An 18,656-nucleotide genomic window follows, 5' to 3' on the forward strand; every position below is an offset into this window, starting at 1 on the left:
TTAGATACTTAAAGTGAATATTGAAAGCTATTATGGCGTAAATTTGGTCATGCGCAAATTTATCCCATCAATGTTTGTTATAGAATAAAAAAAACGGTGCGATAAAACGCACCGTTTTTAGAGGTTAATAATGGTTTGGGAAGTGATTATAGAATGAAACGGCTTAGATCTTCATCGGCTACAAACTCACCTAGACGCGCTTGTACATACGCATCATCGATCAGGAATTTCTCACCAGATTTTTCGCTAGCATCATAAGAAATTTCTTCCATTAGGCGTTCCATGACAGTGTGTAAACGGCGAGCACCAATGTTTTCTGTGCGTTCATTTACTTGCCATGCCGCTTCAGCCAAGCTATCGACACCTTCTGCTGTAAATTCAATATCAACTGATTCTGTTGCCATTAACGCTACATATTGTTGTGTTAATGATGCTTTTGGCTCAGTAAGGATACGTTTAAAATCGTGACTTGTTAATGCTTCAAGCTCAACACGAATAGGTAGACGACCTTGCAATTCAGGGATCAAATCCGATGGCTTAGCTACTTGGAATGCACCTGAAGCAATAAATAGGATGTGATCTGTACGAACCATACCGTGCTTAGTTGATACTGTGCTGCCTTCTACTAATGGCAGCAGGTCGCGCTGTACACCTTCACGAGAAACGTCCGGACCTGATGACTCGCCACGCTTACAGATTTTATCGATCTCATCGATAAACACGATACCGTTATTTTCAACCGCGAAAATCGCTTGTTCTTTTAATTCTTCTTGGTTTACCAGCTTCGCTGCTTCTTCTTCAGTTGCCGCTTTTAACGCATCTTTGATTTTCATTTTGCGTTTTTTACTGGTGTTGCCTGCAAGATTTTGGAACATACCTTGTAACTGGTTGGTCATTTCTTCCATACCAGGAGGCGCCATGATTTCAACGCCCATTTGTGGCGCTGCTACATCAATCTCGATTTCTTTATCATCAAGCTTACCTTCACGTAATTTTTTACGAAAGGATTGGCGAGTGGTTGATTCTGTCGGCGCTTCTTCGTTTTGTCCCCATGCATCACGTGCTGGCGGCAATAACACATCAAGAATGCGTTCTTCTGCTAATTCTTCAGCATGAGTACGTACTTTTTCTGTGGCTTGTTGATGTACCATTTTGACTGCAACATCGGTAAGATCGCGAATAATCGTTTCGACTTCTTTACCAACATAACCGACTTCAGTAAATTTAGTCGCTTCAACTTTAATGAACGGTGCATTTGCTAGCTTTGCTAAACGACGCGCTATTTCAGTTTTACCCACACCCGTTGGACCAATCATTAGAATATTTTTAGGGGTAACTTCTACTCGCAGCTCTTCAGGAAGCTGCATACGACGCCAGCGGTTACGCAGTGCAATCGCAACGGCTCGCTTGGCTTTGTCTTGACCGATAATATGGCGATCAAGCTCGTGAACGATTTCGCGAGGAGTCATCTCAGACATTGCAACTTCCTTACTTAGACTTAGTTTCTAGTTCTTCAATAGTGTGATTGTGGTTGGTAAACACACAAATATCACCAGCAATATTTAGCGCTTTTTCTGCAATTTCGCGGGCGCTAAGATCGGTATTTTCTAATAGGGCAATCGCCGCCGCTTGAGCGAAATTACCGCCAGAGCCAATGGCGACTAAATCATGCTCTGGTTGTACGACATCACCATTACCGGTAATGATTAATGAACCGGTTTCATCAGCGACAACTAATAGTGCTTCTAGTTTACGTAGAGCACGATCGGTACGCCAATCTTTGGCTAATTCAACTGCAGATTTTAATAAGTGACCTTGATGCATTTCTAACTTGCGCTCGAAACGTTCAAATAAAGTAAAAGCATCAGCGGTGCCGCCAGCAAAACCAGCGAGTACTTTATCATTATAGAGACGACGAACTTTGCGAGCGTTGCCTTTCATTACGGTATTGCCAAGTGACACTTGACCATCACCTGCAATTACGACTTTATCGTTACGACGAACAGATACAATAGTTGTCACGTTAAACCCTCTTTGATTCAGCTCCGACGATTAGCCGGCATCGTTAATGATAATAGATCTGGGGATAGTAAGATTGGTTTTCAAGGTGTGGGTGACAATTGCTTGGATGACGAGTTATCAGAAGAATTAAAAAAGGATGCCAGTCGAGCATCCTTAGTTATTGTTATTGTTGGACAAAAATTATTCCCAAAACCAAATAGCACATGGGCTAATACCATGTTGTTGTAATTTGTTCTGATCATCCATTGCTAAACGCTTATCTTTATAAGGCCCAAGCACAACTCGGTACCAAGTGCCTTTGTCGTTGGTTGATACTTTGATTTGACTGTTCATGCCTTGAAACGCAATGGTTGCTTTACGTTGTTCAGCTTGCGCTTGGCTATGGTAAGCGCCACATTGTAATAAGTAAGGCTTAGTTGGTTTATTCTCAGCAATAACTTGTTTAGGCGTTAATACTGGCACAATGACTTTTTTATTTTCCAACTCTTGAATATAACGCCATTTTTCTTCCGGTTTTGGCGGTAGAACGTCGGCCTTGGTTTTTGGTTGCGGTTTTGCAATAACGGCAGCAGGAGTCGGTGGTGTCGTTTCAGGCACATCTGTACCTGAAAGGAAAAATAGGCCGGCAATCAGACTACACACTAACATTACAGCCAGTGCTGCCCATTTAGTAGGAAAGCCCGATGCCGGTGCTTTTTTCCCTTTAGGGTTGGCTTTTGCCTTTATTGGCGCTTTTTTTGGTGAGCGCCCGCGTTTTACATAATCTTTAGTGGCCACGATTTCGACAAATTAGTTGGAAAGATAGACAGAAGGCTATGTTACAAAGTTGGACTGATCCTGACCAGTTATTATCGCGGTTTGTTGATAATTAACCCCATATAATGACAAAGATGATCAATTTTATGATCTTGGCACTGTCACAGATTACATATGGGGTTAAATCAATTAGCGACTTGGTGGGGCGGCACTTTCTCGAATGACCAGTTTTGCATCCAGTAATCTTGAGCCTGCCTGAACATCCTTACCTTTGAGTAACTCAAGTAACATCAACATCGCCTGACGACCGATTTCATAACGTGGTTGTGAAACCGTGGTCAATGGTGGATCGCAATACTCTGCAAATTGAATATCATCAAACCCGACAATAGAAATATCGTACGGCACACGTAATCCAAGCCGTTTAGCTTGCTGCATCGCGCCAATTGCCATCACATCAGAGTGACAAAATAATGCCGTTGGTGGCTCAGGTAGTGCAAGCAAGGCCGTAATTGCACGTGCACCTGCTGCAAAACTAAAATCACCTTTAATGGTGTAGGCCGGATTTAGAGTGATCCCTGCGCGGCGTAATGCTTGTTGATAACCTTGCTGACGGAACTGCGATAAGGCAGCTTTATCAGGGCCGGTAATTTGCGCTATGCGTTTATGCCCCATTTGAGTGAGGTAATTTACCGCATCAAAAGCCGCAGTCAGGTTATCAATATGCACTGTTGGTAATTCAAGTTCTGGTGCATATTCACATGCCATTACTAATGGTGGTAGGTTTTTTTGTTCAGGTTTACTAACATCAAATGGCAAGTTATTACCTAATAACAACATGCCATCAGCTTGCTTAGTAAACACTAAATTAGCGAATGAGTTTTCACGACGTTGTTGTTGACCGCTATCACCCAGTAATACCAAATAGCCATTTTCCATTGCTGCTTCTTCAATTCCACGAATAATTTCAGTGAAATAAGGGTCGCAGATGTCCGGCACAATTGTCACGATAGTTTTCGATTCATTGCGGCGTAGGTTACGTGCCAGTGAGTTAGGTGAATATCCAGCTTCCATTACGGCTTGCTCAACCTTTTTCCTAGTTGATGCCGATACTTTTTCCGGGTTCATCAATGCGCGCGAAACTGTCGCAGTCGATACTCCGGCTAGCTGGGCAACGTCCTTCATTGTCGCCATAGTGCTTTCCTCTTTTGCTATATCTCTCTAGTGTACAGCTGGTTATCTGCGATAAAAATACTCAGATAGGCTTACCAGCTAATTCGTAACCGACTGAAAAAAGTCAATTCATATTCATATTGTAGAATGGATGTAAAAGCTGAAACTTGCTTTCAATAGCATAAATTACATTCGCTATGTGAACTGTATCGCATTGTGTAGTTTAAGTTAAATCTTGTGGTTCGACATCAATTGACCAACGAATTTTTTTTGCTAGTGGCAATAGTTGAATCGCAGGTTTAGCAATAGTAAGTATTTGCTGTAATTTATTTCGATTAGGTATCTGTAAAATTAACTGCCATCGAAATCGTCCTGCACGTCGAGCAAGCGGTGCTGGGTTAGGTCCTAATACACAACAATCTTGATCGTAAACTGGGCTCGCTTCAAAAATAGCGCGCACTTGTTGTAAAAATTGGCACACTTGATCACTGTCATTGGCTTCGGCGCGCAATAGCACTAAGTGTGTAAAGGGCGGTAATAGCGCTTGGCGACGTTCAGTTAATGCTGCTTGAGAAAAAACACCATAGCCTTTGTGCAATAATGATTGTAGCAGTTGATGTTCAGGATGATGGGTTTGTAAGAGTACTGAACCGGGCTTACTGGCACGTCCTGCACGGCCAGCAACTTGAATAAACAACTGGGCTAACCGTTCTGAAGCACGAAAATCATTACTAAATAATGCACTATCAACATCAATCAGCGCGACCAAAGTAACGTTGGGAAAGTGATGCCCTTTAGCCAGCATCTGAGTACCGATTAAAATTTGATATTCATTGTTTTTAATCGCTTCTAAATAGTTTTCTAGTGATCCTTTACGGCGAGTGCTATCACGATCAATACGAACCGTTTTAAATTCAGGAAACAGTTCTGCTAGTTGCGCTTCAAGTTGTTCAGTACCGACACCGACCGGCAGCAGTTGGGTTGAACCACACTGTTGGCATTGGTGCATTATCGGTCGTTGCGTTGCACAATGATGACAACGTAATTCACCTGATTGCTGGTGAAGGGTGTAATAGGCGTCACAACGGTTACATTCTGCGATCCACCCACATTCGTGACACATCATTGCTGGTGAAAAACCGCGGCGATTAAGAAACAGCATCACTTGGTTACCAGCATTGAGGTGCTTGCGCATTTCCGCAATGAGTGGTGCTGATAAGCCCGCATTTAAATATAAGCCTTTGACATCAATCACCCCGTGGCGTGCAGCACTTGCATTACCAGCGCGCTTTGAAAGGGTTAGGTAATGATATTTACCTGTTTGTGCGTTATGTAAAGTCTCAAGTGCAGGGGTAGCAGAGCCTAAAACAATCGGAATGTTTTCTTTATTTGCACGCATCACCGCCAGATCACGAGCATGGTAACGCAGGCTGTCTTGTTGTTTATATGAAGCATCATGTTCTTCATCAACAATAATAATACCGAGATCCGCAAATGGCGTAAACAGTGCAGAGCGAGTACCGATAATGATCCCTGCTTGGTTATCCCGTCCTGCAAGCCACGCCGTCATACGCTCGCTATCGTTGAGACCGGAGTGAACGGTTTCTAACGGCACATTAAAACGGCGCTTAAAGCGGTTAATTGTCTGCGGTGTTAAGCCAATTTCAGGCACTAAAATCAATGCCTGTTTACCTGCTGCTAAAATGGGTTCAAGCAGATTAAGATAGACTTCGGTTTTACCTGAGCCGGTGACACCATCTAATAGGTAACAGCCAAATCCCGGGTTACTGTTAACCGTCGCAATGGCTAATGCTTGTTCTTCATTTAGACGTGGTTTTTGTTCGGTAATAGCAAACTGTGGTTGCCACTGCAGTTGTTTAGGTTGCTGCTGCTGTTCGACTATCCAACCTTTTTGCATCACTGTTTTTAGGGTAGCACTGCTCACATCATCGGCAAGTAAAGCGTCATGACTCAAAGGTCCATGACGTAATAGATTGAGAATTTGGGCTTGCTTGGGCGCACGCTTTAAACCATTAAGTGGTTGCTCTCGTCCAGTATCGGTTAACTGCCAATATTTTAACGTCACTGTTGATGCTTCGCGACCTTTACGCAATAACGCTGGCATGGCATTGGCTAATGCATCACCTAATGGATATTGATAATAACTACTGGCCCATTTTAACAACCCAAATAATGGTGGTTGCCACAAAGGTTGGTTATCTAATACTTGCTGAATCGGTTTTAATTGTTGGATTGGAAAATCTGAATCATTACCGATAGCCACCACGATCCCTACCAATCGCTGTCGACCAAAAGGCACCAGTACCCGTCCGCCAATAACGGGTGTCATATTAGGTTTGATTAAGTAATCAAAATTTTTGTCGAGTGGGACAGGTAAAGCAACGCGTGCTATTGGGTGGGTCATATTTGATCGCTTTAATTGAGCTTATACTAAATAGTAACAGATCGCGTGATAGGGAATCAGTACTGCAATATGACCACTATTATTGACTGTTTTAGCGATGAATAAAATAGAGTGATAAAAAACAGTACTCGAGTTGATCTCTGGGGAATGATTGATTACTATACGCCGCCTGATTTGTCGTAAATCTACGGCAGACTATTTTATTAACCACGTGTGGTGCCCGGCTTTGGATCGGGAGAGCGACACGGCCTTAACTTGAGGTTTCCCCATGAAACAAGGTATCCACCCAGAATACAAAGCAGTAAACGCTCGTTGTTCTTGCGGCAACACTTTCGTATTTAACTCTACTATGAGCAAAGACGTTAACCTTGACGTATGCGATAAGTGTCACCCATTCTACACTGGTAAGCAACGTCAAGTTAGCTCTGGTGGTCGTGTTGATAAATTCAACAAGCGTTTCGGTGCACTTGGTAGCAAGTAATTACTTGTCGACCAAATGTAAAAAAGAGGGATGCCTAGGCATCCCTTTTTTTATCGCTTCAATATGTAACACACAAAAAAACCAGCATAAAAGCTGGTTTTCTGCTACCTGATATACGTATTATTCATTAATGTCTTCGTAACTGATGCCCATCGCTTCCATTAAGGCTTTTGCTTCTGCTGGCAGATCATCGGGATGATCTTTACGAATGTCGTCATCAGTAGGTAACGGCTGACCAGTATAAGCATGCAAAAAAGCTTCACATAATAGTTCACTGTTGGTGGCGTGGCGCAGGTTATTGACCTGACGACGAGTACGTTCATCAGTAAGAATTTTGAGAACCTTTAATGGAATAGACACTGTAATTTTTTTTACTTGTTCATTTTTCTTACCGTGTTCTGCATAAGGGCTAATATATTCGCCATTCCACTTTGCCATGTTTTACCTTCTCAGCGATGTTTAATTAATAATGATAACAATGTCGCGATGACGGTTGTTAGTGCATAGTCATGATAGGCGGCGATATTACGTGAACATCGTTAGTTTGTCCTCTATCGTGGTATACAACTGTTGCTAGATCACGACTATTTTTTTCAATAATTGAATTTTAGCGGGATTTACCGCTATAAGCAAAGACATATGGACGTCTAGAAGTGTTGACGTCTTGTTTTTATATGGTTAAGGTTGTGTAACCACTACAATTTATCTTCAGGGATCACCCCTTTTATAACAAGGAACGTTATTATGAGTGACAAGCAGCTTGCAACAATTGCAGTCCGTACCGGTATTGATGTTGACTCACAATATAATGCCGTCGTGCCCCCGATCTATTTAACCTCAACTTACAGTTTTCCTGCCTTAGGTGAATTACCTCAATACGATTACTCTCGTTCAGGTAATCCTACTCGCAATACATTAGCGGATGCTTTAAGCGATATGGAAGGGGGAGCGGGCGCTGTTGTCACCAGTTGTGGTACTTCGGCAATGAATTTATTAGTGTCAGCATTGTTAGGACCGAATGATTTGCTTGTTGCGCCACATGATTGTTATGGTGGCAGTTATCGATTATTTAATACTCGAGCTCAGAAAGGTGATTTTAAAGTATTATTTATTGACCAAGCAGATCCTGATGCACTAGCGGCAGCGTTAGCACAAAAACCGACCTTGTTATGGCTTGAAACTCCGTCTAACCCTCTGGTTAGAGTGATTGATATTGAAGCCATTAGTCAGCAAGCACAGGCTGTCGATTGCCAAGTCGCGGTTGATAACACCTTTCTATCCCCGTTATTACAACAGCCATTATCACTTGGCGCTGATTTTGTCGTGCATTCAACCACTAAATATATTAATGGTCATTCTGATGTTGTTGGTGGTGTGTTGATTGCGAAGCAGCAATCTGCAGCTGAAAATTTAAGTTGGTGGGCGAACTGTATTGGTGCAACAGGTGCGCCGTTTGATGCTTATTTAACGTTGCGCGGCTTACGTACTTTAGCGCCTCGAATGAGAATGCATGAAGAAAATGGTGCGGCGGTATTAGCCTATTTACAGCAGCAACCATTGGTTGGCACGATTTACCACCCAAGTTTACCCACTCATCCCGGACATGAGATAGCTAAGCGTCAGCAACGTGGATTTGGCTCAATGATGAGTTTTGAATTTGCAGGAACTGATCCGCAACTGCAACTATTTGTGAAAACATTACAATTATTTTCATTAGCTGAGTCGTTAGGAGGAACTGAGAGTCTCATTGCTCATCCGGCTTCAATGACTCATCGTGCCATGACCGATGAAGCTCAACGGGCTGCTGGTATTTCAACGTCTTTATTGCGGTTATCGGTTGGGTTAGAAGATCCACGTGACTTAATTGCCGATCTTACCCACGCCTTTACTGTCGCGCAGGAGGCGTGCTAATGATAAAAGATCTACGTCAGTTGCATAAATTTGGTGGTAGTAGCCTTGCCGATGCGCAGTGTTATCGGCGCGTGGCAGAGATTTTAGAATCTTATTCTGCAACCAATGATATCGTAGTGGTTTCTGCAGCAGGAAAAACGACTAATCAACTGCTATTGTGGTTGGAACAATTGGTTACTGATGGCCGCTTAGCCCATGCAACACTATTATCTATTCGTAGTTTTCAACAGCAATTAATCTCTGAGTTGTTGGTACCAGATCACGCGCAATCATTACTGCAACAGCTACATGCTGAGTTAGCCCTGCTTGCTAAATGGGGCGAATCACCATTGACGACAGAGATAAAAAATGCCGTTTTAGGTCATGGTGAGTTATGGTCAGCACGGTTATTAGCCGCGTTACTTAATCAGCACCAATTAGCAGCAGTAGCGATTGATTCTCGGCTATTTTTACGAGCTGATCATGCTGTTCAGCCAGCGGTTGATAAAGCGTTGTCACAGCCGTTATTACAGCAGTTATTAGTTCAGTATCCTCAGCAACGCTTAGTGATCACCGGGTTTATGGCCGCTAATCAGCACCAGCAAACAGTATTATTGGGTCGCAATGGTTCTGATTACTCTGCCACTATGATTGGCGCTTTAGCCGCTGTCGATCGCGTGACTATTTGGAGTGATGTTGCCGGTGTTTATAGTGCTGATCCACGCAAAGTTGCCAATGCATGCTTACTGCCGTTATTACGCTTAGATGAAGCCAATGAACTTGCTCGTCTTGCCGCGCCAGTATTGCATAGTCGTACTTTACAGCCGGTTGCGCAAAGTGCGATTGATTTAACTTTACGCTGTAGCCATCAACCGGAATCAGGATCAACACGGGTGGAGCGAGTATTAGCATCGGGTCGTGGTGCTAAAATTATTTCGTCATTAAATGATGTGTGTTTGATTGAGCTAGGTGTGCCGCAAGGCATGGTATTGGCATCGGTACAACATGATGTCCAGCAGTTGCTTGATAAGTCTCAATTACAGCCATTGGCCCAAACGGTTGATCAAGGTAAGCGACGTATTATTTTGGCTTACACTCAAGAAGTGGTAAACAGCGTTCTTAGCTTGCTACAAGATAGTGGTGTTGCTGCCGAATTACGGCTGCGAGAAGGTTTTTCAATGGTGGCTGCTGTTGGAGCTGGTGTTTTAAATAACCCCAATCATTGCCATGGATTCTATCAGCAATTAAAAGGATTGCCGGTTGAATTTATGACAGAGACTGAGTCAGGGTTAAGCTTAGTTGCAGTGCTACGCGACGTTGATACTAATGCGTTAGTGAATGCGATTCATCAGGCGCTATTTCAAGCCCAAAAAAGTGTCGCAATTGTATTGTGTGGCAAAGGCAATATTGGTAGTCACTGGTTGAGTTTGTTTAGTCGTGAAAAAGCAGCATTGGAGCAGCGTCATGGTATGAAATTTAGTTTAATTGGTATTGTTGGTCAGCAACAATGCTGGTTAGACGGTCAGGGAATCGATCCTCAGACAGCCTTAGATCAATTTCCAGTGCATGCGGTAGATTATCAATTACCGCAGCTATTATCTCAGTTAGCCGCTGTTGAGTATGATGATGTGGTGGTAGTTGATGTGACCGCAAGTCATCAGTTGGCAGTGCTGTATCCACAAATTGCTGCAACAGGGTTACACCTGATCTCTGCCAATAAAATTGCCGGCTCTGCCACAACTTCTGAGTATCAAGCTGTGATTGATGCGTTTGCTAAAAGTAGCCGTTATTGGCTATCTAATGCCACCGTTGGTGCAGGGTTACCGATAAACCATACCGTGCGTGATTTACGTGAAAGTGGTGATAGTATTTTAGCTATATCTGGCGTTTTTTCTGGCACTTTATCGTGGTTATTTCAGCAATTTGACGGCAGTCTGCCATTTTCAGCTTTATTGGAACAAGCATGGCAGCAAGGGTTAACCGAGCCAGATCCTCGTCACGATCTCGATGGTAGTGATGTGATGCGTAAGCTGGTTATTTTGGCGCGAGAATCTGGATTTGAGATTGAGCCTCAGCAAGTACACGTTGAGTCATTAGTTCCTTTGAGTTTGCAGGCATTAAGCGTTGATGATTTTTTTGAACAAATGGCTGAGTTGGATTTGTTGTTGGCCGAAAAATTAGCCCGTGCGGTCAAGGAAGATAAAGTATTACGCTATGTTGCTCGACTTAATCGTCATGGAAAAGCTTATGTTGGTTTAGAAGCGTTGCCTAGTGAGCATGCATTGGCGAACTTATTACCTTGCGATAATATCTTTGCGATTGAAAGTCAGTGGTATCGAGAGAATCCGTTAGTGATCCGTGGCCCAGGAGCGGGAAGAGATGTGACGGCTGGCGCATTAATCTCGGATATTAATCGGTTAGCAACGATGCTGTAGTGCGTGTTCGAGAACCAAAAAAAGTCGCAGTTTAAACTGCGGCTTTTTTATTTGATCATGATTTAGTTGATAGCAATTGTGCTATTTTCACCGTCCATATCTTTAAGTTCGGCTAATACTTCTTCTGCCCATAATATCCAAGCTTGGCGATTATGCAGACCACGACGCAAGGTTAAACGGTCTAGGCGTTGTTGGCGATCCATGTTTTTGTAATCACCAAAGTGAATTTGCTCTAGCTCTTGATAATGACCAATCAAAATATGTGATTCATCAATTAAAGCTTCAAGTTGTTGCTGCATCGGTAATGAATTGTGAACGCCACAAATCAGCAGCTTGGCAGAAAACTCATCGCGAGTAGTGGGATTGCGAGCAGGTTCTTGGAACCACTCCAATAATGCTTGTCGACCAAGATCAGTAATCGAATATACTTTGCGATCAGGTTTACCATCTTGAGGTTCAAGACGACAGGTTACTTGGTCGTTGGTTGCCATTTTATTTAGTTCACGATATACCTGCTGGTGGCTCGCTTTCCAAAAATAACCAATACTGTGTGAGAATTCTTTGGTTATATCATAACCCGTTGCTTCGCGAGTGCTTAGCACTGTTAAAATTACATGTGGTAGTGACATCTCTTCTATCCGTTAAATATATAAAATAAAAACACAATAGGGCTTAGATTATGTAACGCTTCAAAATGACGTTTTTAATTTATAATCGTGCTATTACACTGCCTAATTGTGGTCGCATAGAATATCATTAATTGACTCAATATCGATACTTCTAGTTGAATTATCTGTTACTGAGGCGTTTCAATTCATTATCTTGAGAGCTTACACTAAGTTAATTTAGCCCTAAAAAATAACAACCTGATTGAAATCTATTCATCTTTTATCATATTGAGCATTTCTATCTTAGACTGTATAAGCAATATAGTGCTGTATCAAAAGTGAGACTTTATGATATTTTTTTAACAAAATTATAAATAACGACTCAAAAAAAAGGCTATCAAAAGATAGCCTTATTACGATAATAATTTGATTAACCAGTATTACGCATACCTGTTGCAATACCTGCAATTGTCACCATCAGTGCTTCTTCAAGCTCTTTTGGTAATTCTTCCTGCTGACGAGTACGGTACAATAATTCAGCTTGCAGCATATTAAGCGGCTCAACATAAATATTACGTAGGCGAATAGATTCAGCACCCCATGGGTCTTGCTGCATCAAGTGGTCATTATTTTCTACAGTAAGTACCGCTTTAATATCTTGCAGTAATTGTGAGCGTAATTGTTTACCTAACGGCCATAATGCTTCGTTCGTTAAGCGTTGGTCATAATATTCTGCAATGCCAAGGTTAGTTTTGCTGTACACCATTTCTAGCATGCCTAAACGGGTTGAGAAAAATGGCCACTCACGACACATATCTTCTAATAATGATGCATGACCATTATCGATTGAATATTGAATCGCTTCACCTGCACCTAGCCAAGCAGGTAGCAACAGACGGTTTTGACTCCATGCAAAAATCCATGGAATAGCACGTAGACTTTCAACACCACCATTAGGGTTACGTTTTGCTGGACGCGAACCTAGTGGTAGTTTTCCTAGCTCTAATTCAGGTGTTGCAGCACGGAAATAAGGCACAAACTCAGGGTTATTACGCACAACGTTACGGTATGACTCACACGATACGCTCGACAGTTCGTCCATTACATGACGCCATTCTTGTTTCGGTGCTGGTGGTGGTAATAAGTTTGCTTCTAGGGTAGCACTGGCATAAAGACTGAGGCTATTAATCGCCACTTCAGGTAAACCTAATTTGAAGCGAATCATTTCACCTTGCTCGGTGACTCGTAAACCACCTTTTAGACTGCGTGGCGGTTGCGACAATAATGCTGCGTGTGCAGGTGCACCACCACGGCCAATACTACCACCACGGCCATGGAACAAGGTGATTTCAATATCAGCTTGCTCACACACAGTAACCAGTTTTTCCATCGCGCTGTATTGCGCCCAACCGGCTGACATTACACCAGCATCTTTGGCGGAGTCAGAATAGCCGATCATTACCATTTGGTGGTTTTGAATAAAGCCACGGTACCAATCAATATTAAGCAATTGCTCAATAACATCAGCACCATTGTTTAAGTCGTCTAATGTTTCAAATAATGGACATACATCCATTCGGAATGGGCAACCCGCTTCTTGCAGTAATAGGTGAACCGCTAAAACATCAGAAGCAGTACGTGCCATTGAAATTACATAAGCACCTAATGCTTCACGTGGTTGTTCTGCAATTGCTTTACAGGTTTCAATAACTTCTTTTACTTCTGCTGACGGTTCCCAATTACGTGGTAGTAATGGACGTTTAGATGAGAGTTCACGGACTAAGAACGCAATTTTATCTTGTTCACACCATTGACTGTAATCACCTAAACCAAGGTGGCGAGTTAGCTCTGAAATAACATTCTCGTGACGCGTACTTTCCTGACGAATATCAAGACGCACTAAGTGAACGCCAAAGCATTTTACGCGACGTAGTGTATCAAGTAGTAAGCCATCGGCAATGATTGCCATGCCACATTGGTGCAATGATTGGTAACACGCAAATAGCGGATCCCATAGCTCAGCGACATCATTAATAACGTTATTAGAAAGTGGCACCTGACCATTAATTTGTGCTTCTAAACTGTCACGAGTAGTAATTAGCTTGGTGCGCAGTTGCTTTAAAATTGCACGGTAAGGTTCATGTTCTTCGCCAGCCAGTTCTCGCACCTGATCATTACATTGAATCATTGATAATTCATTGATCAGCTCTTGTACGTCACCGAGGTAAAGTTCCGCCGCTTTCCAACGAGAAAGACGTAATACTTCACGAGTAATATTTGAGGTGACAAATGGGTTACCGTCGCGGTCACCGCCCATCCATGATGAGAAGGTAACAGGGGTTGCATCAAGCGGAAGTTTTTGACCTAAATGTTGTTGCAGTTTTTCATCAAATAAACGTACGAATTCAGGAACCGCTTGCCACAGTGAATTCTCAACAACGGCATAACCCCACTTAGCTTCATCAAGCGGAGTTGGTCGTTGTTGGCGAATAACATCTGAGTGCCATGCTTGCGCAATCAGTTGTTCTAGTCGTTGTTCAACCCGATCACGTTCTGCGGTTGATAACTCACTTAACTCTAATTGTGATAAACACTTATTAATCTGTACCAATTTATGGATCATGGTACGACGGGCGATTTCAGTTGGGTGAGCCGTTAACACCAAATCAATATTTAATTCATTGACGGCAGCTAAAGAGTCGGCTGGATTAACGTCATTTGCTACTAATTTAGTGAATAACTCATCAAGCGCACCTGGACTACATAAGGTGGTTTCGCATTGGCGTGAAATAGTATGATATTGCTCTGCAATATTGGTGAGATTAAGGAATTGACTAAATGCGCGAGCCACAGGAAGTAATTGATCATCGGGAAGTGTTTGTAATTCATCAATCAGTTTTTCACGATCGTCTTGATTACCGGTGCCCGCTGATTTAGAAAGTTTACGAATAGTTTCAACTTTTTCAAATAGCTCATCACCGCAGGCTGTTTTAATTGTATTGCCTAGCAAATGACCAAGCATACTGACGTTACTCGTTAGTGCGCTGTATTTCTCGTTCATATCGTATCCATTCCGTAATTTTGTTACATCCAATTTAACCTTTACCCCACAATCTAGCCGCGAATCTAGTAACAGGTCAACAGAGATTACATTTATCGCCAATAAAAACTGTCGATATTGATTCTGGTCATACAATTGATTGTATTTTGTAATTTTGTTTCATCATTGCCATTGTTAGTGCACATTTTTGTTTGTTATTAATTGGATAGAGTAAAAAAACGCACTCAAAGCGTTTATTTCTGTTATGTTTAAATGTCGCAAAGGTTAACGAAAAGATAATAAAATATATTTTTTTATCGTTACGCTATTGACAGTGCGTAAATTAACCAGTAAACATATTAATTCAAATTAATGAATAGGCAACACGGTTGTTTATTGTCTCTCTGAGCAAGGAGCGCTTAGGGGAAATAGTTAAATTCAGGAAGTTATTATCATGAATCACACATCAACGTCTCTCATTATCTCCCTTCGACGACGCTAATTTTTTGCCTGCGGTGCTTTGACGCGCCTGTTTTTCGCTGGTGACAGCACTCCTTCATTTGCCGTTATGATTTCAATATTTTTTAGAGCATAGTCTCAATTTTTTAATGACGGTTTATAGACAATTACTACAGATGGAATTAGCTATGTTAAACACTGTCATTATTGGCGCCAGTGGTTACACCGGTGCAGAATTAGCAAAAATGGTGAGTCGCCATCCACAGTTAACACTTGCAGGTTTGTATGTATCTGCAACCAGTCTTGATGCAAATAAACCATTAAGTGAACTCCATGGTCAGCTAAAAGGAATAGTTGATTTACCGTTACAACCGTTAATCGATTTTAAAACTACTGCTGCAACTGCAGATATTGTGTTGTTAGCCACCGCGCATGAGGTGAGCCATAATATTGCTGCTGAATTTCTTGATGCTGGTTGTCAGGTGTTTGATCTATCGGGTGCGTTTAGAGTTAAAGCTGACGGATTTTATCAGCAATATTATGGTTTTGAACATCAATACGGTCAGTGGCTAGATAATGCAGTTTATGGTTTAGCAGAATGGAACCAAGCTAATATTGCTCAGGCACAATTAATTGCGGTTCCTGGATGTTATCCAACCGCATCGCAACTGGCATTAAAACCATTAGTGGTTGCAGGGTTACTTGATTGTCAGCAGTGGCCAGTGATTAATGCGGTTAGTGGCGTTTCTGGCGCAGGTCGTAAAGCGTCTATGACCAATAGTTTTTGTGAGGTCAGTTTACAAGCCTACGGGTTGTTTACTCATCGTCACCAACCTGAAATTTCTCATCACCTCAATTGCGATGTCATTTTTACACCTCATCTCGGTAATTTTAAGCGCGGAATTTTAGCGACTATTACCGCTAAATTAGCCCCAGGAGTGACTGCGGATGACGTCACTGCAGCAATGGAAGCTGCATATTCAAATGCCACTGATCAACATGCGGTACGGTTACTTAACAATAACACGGCTCAACTTGATAATGTTGTTGGTAGTTGTTTCTGTGATATCGGTTGGCAGGTACAAGGTGAGCATATTATTTTAACCGCCGCGATTGATAATTTATTAAAAGGTGCTTCCTCTCAAGCAATGCAGTGCATAAATATTCGTAACAGCTTTCCTCAATTAACCGCGTTGGTGTAGGAGTAATACCATGAACCAAGTTCCTTTAGTGATTAAATTAGGTGGCGCGGCATTGGAGTGCAACGTGACCTTAGAGCGGTTGTTTTCCACGATTAATACTTATCAAGCCAGTTGTCAGCGACCTATTTTATTTGTTCACGGCGGTGGCTATTTGGTGGATGAGTTACTGGAAAAGTTGCAATTACCGACTATAAAAAAGCAAGGGTTACGAGTAACACCTGCTGATCAAATTGGTTTAATCACCGGCGCATTAGCCGGTACGGCCAATAAAATGTTGCAGGGCCAAGCATTAAAAGCGGGTGTGGCTGCTGTTGGGCTAAGTTTAGCCGATGGTGGATTATGCAGTGTTAGCCAATTAGATCCTGAGTTAGGTGCTGTTGGTCATGCTGAGCCTAATAATGGCAGTTTAGTCACTCAAATGATGCAACTTGGTTTTGTGCCGATTATCAGTTCAATCGGGCTCGATGATAACGGCAACATGATGAATGTAAATGCAGATCAAGCGGCAGTAGCAGTGGCTGCAGCCGTGGATGGTGAGTTAGTGCTGTTATCGGATGTGAGTGGTGTGCTTGATGGTAAAGGTAATTTAATTCACCAACTGACAGAGACAGAAGCTGAAGCGTTAATTACTCAAGCGGTGATCACCGATGGCATGATAGTTAAAGTTCGCGCCGCATTTTCAGCAGCCAAGGCATTAGGGCGCGCGATTGAGGTCGCAAGTTGGCGTTACCCTGAAAAACTTAATGCGTTATTAGCGGGCAACAGTATTGGTACTAAATTTACCCCTTAATACGCTATCGATGAAGACTGATTATTATTTTTGGAAATGTGCCTCAACGGGATGACCGCGACAAGGCTGAAAGGAGTGCAGCAGATGAGTAAGATTAATAAAGTGGTATTAGCCTATTCAGGTGGTTTAGATACATCAGCCATTATTCCGTGGCTGAAAGAAAATTATGACTGTGAAGTGGTCGCCTTTGTGGCAGATGTCGGTCAGGGTGAAGAAGAGCTGATTGGCATTGAAGAAAAAGCCATCGCATCAGGTGCATCGTCATGTTACATCGCTGACTTAAAAGAAGAGATGGTCAAAGATTATATTTATCCATCTCTGAAAACGGGTGCGATTTACGAAGGTAAATACTTGCTAGGTACCTCAATGGCACGCCCAATTATCGCTAAAGCACAGGTTGAATGTGCATTAGAAGTTGGGGCCGATGCTCTATGCCATGGTTGTACAGGTAAAGGTAATGATCAAGTTCGTTTTGAGGGGGCATTTGCTGCTCTAGCACCACAACTTACCGTGATTGCACCGTGGCGTGAGTGGGATTTACGTAGTCGTGAGGCACTACTTGATTACTTGGCTGAACGTAATATCCCTTGTACTGCATCATTAGAAAAAATTTACTCACGTGATGCTAATGCATGGCATGTATCAACCGAAGGCGGCGTATTAGAAGATACTTGGAATGCGCCTAACGATTTATGTTGGGTATGGACCAAAGATCCACAACAAGCGCCTGATACAGCGGAAACAGTGTTTATTTTAGTTGAAAAAGGCGAAGTGGTTGCGGTTGATGGTGAGCCAATGACACCGTATAACGCACTTAATTATCTCAATGAAAAAGGGGCAGAGCACGGTGTAGGACGGATTGATATTGTTGAAAATCGGTTAGTAGGTATTAAGTCGCGTGGTTGTTATGAAACACCAGGTGGCACCATTATGATGGAAGCCCTGCGTGCGGTTGAGCAATTAGTGCTCGATAAAGAGTCATTTGAGTTCCGCCAAACTCTTGGACTTAAAGCTTCGCACCTTATTTATGATGGTCGTTGGTTTACACCATTATGCCAATCATTATTGGCTGCCGCTGATACGCTAGCCCAAGATGTGACTGGTGAAGTGGTGATCCAGCTTTATAAAGGTCAAGCAACGGTTACTCAGAAGCGTTCACTTAATAGTTTGTATTCAGAAGAGTTTGCTACTTTTGGTGAAGATGATGTTTATGATCACAGTCATGCGGGGGGCTTTATTCGTTTGTACTCTCTGGCGAGTCGAATTCGTGCGCTGAACAATCAAAAATAAGTCATTTAAGGTAATTTCTGTATCGCAGCGAGTGCCATACTCGCTGTTACGTTATGCGTATTTATATTATTAGAGTTAGGCAGTA

General features: G+C 42.4%; 14 protein-coding genes. 6 read left to right on the plus strand and 8 right to left on the minus strand.

The window, feature by feature from the left end:
* Positions 1-146: 146 nt before the first annotated feature.
* The 5 genes from hslU to priA form a co-directional block, all read right to left on the minus strand.
* Positions 147-1,478, minus strand: a complete 1,332-nt coding sequence (hslU, locus tag BTN98_RS17360) for an HslU--HslV peptidase ATPase subunit (protein WP_060997804.1) — start codon at positions 1,476-1,478, stop codon at positions 147-149.
* Positions 1,479-1,488: 10 nt separating this feature from the next.
* On the minus strand, positions 1,489-2,022 hold the full coding sequence (gene hslV, locus BTN98_RS17365) for an ATP-dependent protease subunit HslV (RefSeq protein WP_045028916.1): 534 nt from the start codon (positions 2,020-2,022) through the stop codon (positions 1,489-1,491).
* 180 nt (positions 2,023-2,202) lie between these two features.
* Positions 2,203-2,799 (minus strand): SPOR domain-containing protein, encoded by a 597-nt coding sequence (locus BTN98_RS17370; RefSeq protein WP_060997805.1) that lies wholly within the window; start codon positions 2,797-2,799, stop codon positions 2,203-2,205.
* A 168-nt stretch (positions 2,800-2,967) separates the two neighbouring features.
* A complete protein-coding gene (gene cytR / locus BTN98_RS17375) occupies positions 2,968-3,993 on the minus strand; it encodes a DNA-binding transcriptional regulator CytR (RefSeq protein WP_268808125.1) in 1,026 nt (341 codons plus the stop codon).
* A 181-nt stretch (positions 3,994-4,174) separates the two neighbouring features.
* Positions 4,175-6,376, minus strand: coding sequence for a primosomal protein N' (priA, locus tag BTN98_RS17380; protein ID WP_060997806.1), 2,202 nt, complete (start codon positions 6,374-6,376; stop codon positions 4,175-4,177).
* A gap of 268 nt (positions 6,377-6,644) precedes the next feature.
* Here priA and rpmE point away from each other — a divergent pair, with 268 nt between their 5' ends.
* Positions 6,645-6,857, plus strand: coding sequence for a 50S ribosomal protein L31 (gene rpmE, locus BTN98_RS17385; RefSeq protein ID WP_036789455.1), 213 nt, complete (start codon positions 6,645-6,647; stop codon positions 6,855-6,857).
* A gap of 120 nt (positions 6,858-6,977) precedes the next feature.
* Here rpmE and metJ read toward each other — a convergent pair whose 3' ends face one another.
* Entirely contained in the window at positions 6,978-7,295 is a 318-nt protein-coding gene (gene metJ / locus BTN98_RS17390; protein WP_036789456.1) for a met regulon transcriptional regulator MetJ, read from the minus strand.
* A 306-nt stretch (positions 7,296-7,601) separates the two neighbouring features.
* On the opposite strand from metJ, the gene BTN98_RS17395 reads away from it, so the two are divergent.
* Together BTN98_RS17395 and BTN98_RS17400 are read left to right on the plus strand one after the other, a co-directional pair.
* Entirely contained in the window at positions 7,602-8,768 is a 1,167-nt protein-coding gene (locus tag BTN98_RS17395; RefSeq protein ID WP_060997807.1) for an O-succinylhomoserine (thiol)-lyase, read from the plus strand.
* The gene (locus BTN98_RS17400; RefSeq protein WP_060997808.1) at positions 8,768-11,182 is read left to right on the plus strand and encodes a bifunctional aspartate kinase/homoserine dehydrogenase II; all 2,415 of its coding nucleotides are present in this window, start codon (positions 8,768-8,770) and stop codon (positions 11,180-11,182) included. The genes BTN98_RS17395 and BTN98_RS17400 overlap by 1 nt, the downstream gene beginning before the upstream one ends.
* A 62-nt stretch (positions 11,183-11,244) precedes the next feature.
* On the opposite strand, the gene BTN98_RS17405 is transcribed toward BTN98_RS17400, so the two are convergent.
* A complete protein-coding gene (locus BTN98_RS17405) occupies positions 11,245-11,811 on the minus strand; it encodes a PadR family transcriptional regulator (RefSeq protein WP_060997809.1) in 567 nt (188 codons plus the stop codon).
* A gap of 409 nt (positions 11,812-12,220) precedes the next feature.
* Positions 12,221-14,851 (minus strand): phosphoenolpyruvate carboxylase, encoded by a 2,631-nt coding sequence (gene ppc, locus BTN98_RS17410; protein ID WP_060997810.1) that lies wholly within the window; start codon positions 14,849-14,851, stop codon positions 12,221-12,223.
* Positions 14,852-15,477: 626 nt separating this feature from the next.
* Here ppc and argC point away from each other — a divergent pair.
* The 3 genes from argC to BTN98_RS17425 all read left to right on the plus strand — a co-directional run bounded on the left by argC (position 15,478) and on the right by BTN98_RS17425 (position 18,571).
* A complete protein-coding gene (gene argC / locus BTN98_RS17415) occupies positions 15,478-16,491 on the plus strand; it encodes an N-acetyl-gamma-glutamyl-phosphate reductase (RefSeq protein ID WP_060997811.1) in 1,014 nt (337 codons plus the stop codon).
* A gap of 10 nt (positions 16,492-16,501) precedes the next feature.
* Positions 16,502-17,281, plus strand: coding sequence for an acetylglutamate kinase (argB, locus tag BTN98_RS17420; RefSeq protein ID WP_060997812.1), 780 nt, complete (start codon positions 16,502-16,504; stop codon positions 17,279-17,281).
* 84 nt (positions 17,282-17,365) lie between these two features.
* On the plus strand, positions 17,366-18,571 hold the full coding sequence (locus BTN98_RS17425; RefSeq protein WP_060997813.1) for an argininosuccinate synthase: 1,206 nt from the start codon (positions 17,366-17,368) through the stop codon (positions 18,569-18,571).
* Positions 18,572-18,656: the final 85 nt, after the last annotated feature.

The organism is Photobacterium aquimaris (genome assembly GCF_002954455.1).
Classification (GTDB): domain Bacteria; phylum Pseudomonadota; class Gammaproteobacteria; order Enterobacterales; family Vibrionaceae; genus Photobacterium; species Photobacterium aquimaris.

Coding starts and splice junctions, on each gene's coding strand:
- rpmE (WP_036789455.1), top strand. CDS start 6,645: ATGAAACAAGGTATCCACCCAGAATACAAAGCAGTAAACGCTCGTTGT.
- BTN98_RS17405 (WP_060997809.1), bottom strand. CDS start 11,811: ATGTCACTACCACATGTAATTTTAACAGTGCTAAGCACTCGCGAAGCA.
- BTN98_RS17395 (WP_060997807.1), top strand. CDS start 7,602: ATGAGTGACAAGCAGCTTGCAACAATTGCAGTCCGTACCGGTATTGAT.
- hslU (WP_060997804.1), bottom strand. CDS start 1,478: ATGTCTGAGATGACTCCTCGCGAAATCGTTCACGAGCTTGATCGCCAT.
- argC (WP_060997811.1), top strand. CDS start 15,478: ATGTTAAACACTGTCATTATTGGCGCCAGTGGTTACACCGGTGCAGAA.
- BTN98_RS17425 (WP_060997813.1), top strand. CDS start 17,366: ATGAGTAAGATTAATAAAGTGGTATTAGCCTATTCAGGTGGTTTAGAT.
- priA (WP_060997806.1), bottom strand. CDS start 6,376: ATGACCCACCCAATAGCACGCGTTGCTTTACCTGTCCCACTCGACAAA.
- BTN98_RS17400 (WP_060997808.1), top strand. CDS start 8,768: ATGATAAAAGATCTACGTCAGTTGCATAAATTTGGTGGTAGTAGCCTT.
- ppc (WP_060997810.1), bottom strand. CDS start 14,851: ATGAACGAGAAATACAGCGCACTAACGAGTAACGTCAGTATGCTTGGT.
- metJ (WP_036789456.1), bottom strand. CDS start 7,295: ATGGCAAAGTGGAATGGCGAATATATTAGCCCTTATGCAGAACACGGT.
- argB (WP_060997812.1), top strand. CDS start 16,502: ATGAACCAAGTTCCTTTAGTGATTAAATTAGGTGGCGCGGCATTGGAG.